Annotated in this window: 2 protein-coding genes; both read right to left on the reverse strand. The window is 72.3% G+C overall.

All coding sequences use genetic code 11. The annotated features are described in order from the left end of the window. A partial coding sequence (locus KBI5_RS01240; protein WP_241882591.1) for an FAD-dependent oxidoreductase occupies window positions 1–1,031 on the reverse strand: 1,031 nt, incomplete at its 3' end. Between the two features lie 98 nt (window positions 1,032–1,129). After that, window positions 1,130–2,038: molybdopterin dinucleotide binding domain-containing protein (locus tag KBI5_RS01245; RefSeq protein ID WP_157902415.1), on the reverse strand; the 909-nt coding region annotated here is incomplete at its 5' end.

Below are 2,038 nucleotides of genomic sequence, written 5' to 3' on the forward strand. Positions count from 1 at the left end.
TCCTCGTCGAACTCGTCCACGTCGACCTCGCCCATGGTGGCGAGATCCACTCCCGACGCCTTGAGCCTGGTCACGGGTCGGGCGCCGCTGTAGCGCGCGGCGGGGTCGGCGGCGGTGACAACGTCGGCCACCACCCGGACCTGGTCCCACGCCGGCGCCACCAGCCCCTGCACCGTCCCGTCGTGCTGCGCGCAGTCACCGACCGCGAACACGGCCGGATCGGCGGGGGAGCGCATCTGATCGTCCACCACGATCCCGGCTTCGACCGGCAGGCCGGCCGCCGCGGCGAGGTCGGTCACCGCCACGACGCCGGTCGAGACCACCAGCAGATCGGCGTCGAGCACCTCGTCGCCGGCCAGCTCCACGCCGGCGAGCCGCTCGTCGCCATGGATCCGGACGACCCTGGCCTCGAGCCGGGACCGCACCCCGAGCCCGGCCAGCGTCCGGACCAGCACCTGTCCGGCCCGCCGGTCGAGCTGGCGGTTCATCAGGTGACCCGCAGCGTGCAGGACCGTCGTGTCCAGACCGCGGCGGACCAGGCCGCGGGCCGCCTCCAGGCCGAGTAGGCCGCCGCCGAGTACCACCGCGCGGGTGGCCCGTTCGGACTGGGTGAGGATGTGCCGGCAGTCGTCGAGGGTGCGGAACGCCGCCACTCCGGGTAGCAGCGTCCCATCCGGTCGGGTCAGTCCCTCGATTGGTGGCAGCCACGCCCGGCTCCCGGTGGCGAGGATGAGTACGTCGTAGGCGACGACGCTGCCGTCGTCGGCCGTGACGGTGCGACGCGTACGGTCGATGTGGTGCGCCACCACGCCGGCCCGGACGTCGACCAGGGCGCGCGGGGGCGTGCCGTCACCGCTGTCGCCGGACGCCGCATGGTCGACCAGGGTGATGTCGGCCAGATCCGCCTTTCCTGCCAGGACGTTCGACAGCAGGATGCGGTTGTAGGCGGGATGCGGCTCCTCCCCGAACACGGTGATGATCAGGTTGGGATCTCGGGAACGAAGCTCGCTGATCATCCGGGAGCCCGCCATCCCATGYCCCACGATGACTACGCGGCGCGGCCCGGAGGCCCCTGTGGAGTCCGACGCGGGCGCGGCGTCGTGCATCATGGTTCGGGGTCTTGCGGTCATCACCCTTGGTGCCTTCCGCTCGGTTGGCTGCGGCCCGTCAACATGGCTCGGACGGGTTCGGCAGCCCCGACCGTCGCGGTGGGGACGGACCCGGTGGCATGCCGATCGTCGTCCGGGTTGTCGTCCGGGTCGTCGATCGGCTCGACCGCGACCGCGCACACCTTGAACTCGGGCATCCGGGACGTCGGGTCGAGCGCGTCGTTGGTCAGGGAGTTCGCCCGTCCGGCCCCGGCCCAGTGGAAGGGCAGGAAGACGGTGTCGAATCGGAGGGTGTCGGTCAGCCTCGCCGGCACCTCGCAGGTGCCTCGTCGGCTCGTGACCCGCACCGGCGCCCCCTCAGCGATCCCGAGCCGTTCGGCGAGGTCGGGATGGATCTCGACGAAGGGTTCCGGCGCGGCGTCAACGAGGGGTCCGATCCGGCGGGTCTGCGCACCGCTCTGGTAATGAGCCAGCACCCGCCCGGTGGTCAGGTAGTAGGGGTACTCGGGGTCGATGTCCTCCGCCACCGGACGGTGCTCGACCGGCACGAGCCGGGCCCGTCCGTCCGGGGTGGCGAAGCGATCCAGGAACATCCGGGGGGTGCCCGGGTGCGTCTCGTCCGGGCAGGGCCAGAACACCCCGTCCGATGCGGTGATCCGCTCGTAGCTGATGCCCGCGTAGTCGGCGATCCCTCCGGCGCTGGCCCGGCGCAGCTCGTCGAAGACCGCCCGTGGTTCGCCGGGAAAGCGCTCGGCGTGGCCGAGTCGGGCGGCGAGCGCCGCGATGATCTCCAGGTCGGTGCGTACCCCGGCCGGAGGAGGCCGCAGCCGTTCCCGCCGCAGTACCCGACCCTCCAGGTTGGTCATCGTCCCCTCCTCCTCCGCCCACTGGGCGGTCGGCAGGACGATGTCGGCCATGGCCGCCGTCTC

The organism is Frankia sp. KB5 (genome assembly GCF_002099325.1).
Lineage (GTDB): Bacteria > Actinomycetota > Actinomycetes > Frankiales > Frankiaceae > Frankia > Frankia casuarinae.